Raw genomic sequence first — 796 nt, forward strand, 5'->3', positions numbered from 1 at the left:
CAATTGCCTATCAACTGGCGCGTGTCGCGGCGGCGCGCAACCTGCCGGTGTCGACCTTGCAGCAATTGCTCGATAAGCACATCGAACAGCCGCTGGTTGGGCCGCCGGTGGTGAATGTGCTGGAGCTGAATCTGGCACTGCAAAACCTGTAATTCAGTTGATACCGATCGTTCCCACGCTCTGCGTGGGAATGCATCAATAGACGCTCTGCGTCTGCTTTTATGGGACGCAGAGCGTCCCGGACTGCATTCCCACGCAGAGCGTGGGAACGATCATCAGGAAGAGAGACATCAAGCATGAGCGACTCCGGCCGCGCCGACGCATTGTTAGCAGACCTGCCCCGCGATGGCCGTGGCCGGCTCAAGGTTTTCCTCGGCGCCGCCCCCGGGGTCGGCAAGACCTACGCCATGCTCCAGGCTGCCCACACGCAACTGCGCCAAGGCGTGAAGGTCCTGGCCGGCGTGGTCGAAACCCATGGCCGCGCCGAAACCGAAGCCTTGCTCGGCGGCCTGCCGCAGCAGCCGTTGGTGCGCAGCGAATACCGTGGCGTGCTGCTCGAGGAAATGGACCTCGACGGCATTCTCGCGGCCAAGCCGAAACTGGTGCTCGTCGATGAACTGGCTCACAGCAACGCCCCCGGCAGCCGTCACGCCAAGCGCTGGCAAGACATTCAGGAACTGCTCGCCGCCGGCATCGACGTGTTCACCACGGTCAACGTCCAGCACCTGGAAAGCCTCAACGATCAGGTGCGCGGCATCACTGGCGTGCAGGTGCGCGAAACCCTGCCGGACTGGGT

The 796-nt window shown here is 63.2% G+C and carries 2 protein-coding genes; both read left to right on the forward strand.

Annotated elements, in window-relative coordinates; all coding sequences use genetic code 11:
* The coding region (locus OQK_RS01120) for a potassium-transporting ATPase subunit C (RefSeq protein ID WP_038860269.1) at positions 1-152 on the forward strand (152 nt) is incomplete at its 5' end.
* Between the two features lie 144 nt (positions 153-296).
* Positions 297-796: histidine kinase (locus OQK_RS01125; RefSeq protein WP_038860271.1), on the forward strand; the 500-nt coding region annotated here is incomplete at its 3' end.

Source organism: Pseudomonas sp. R62, assembly GCF_000257605.1.
GTDB classification, from domain to species: domain Bacteria; phylum Pseudomonadota; class Gammaproteobacteria; order Pseudomonadales; family Pseudomonadaceae; genus Aquipseudomonas; species Aquipseudomonas atacamensis.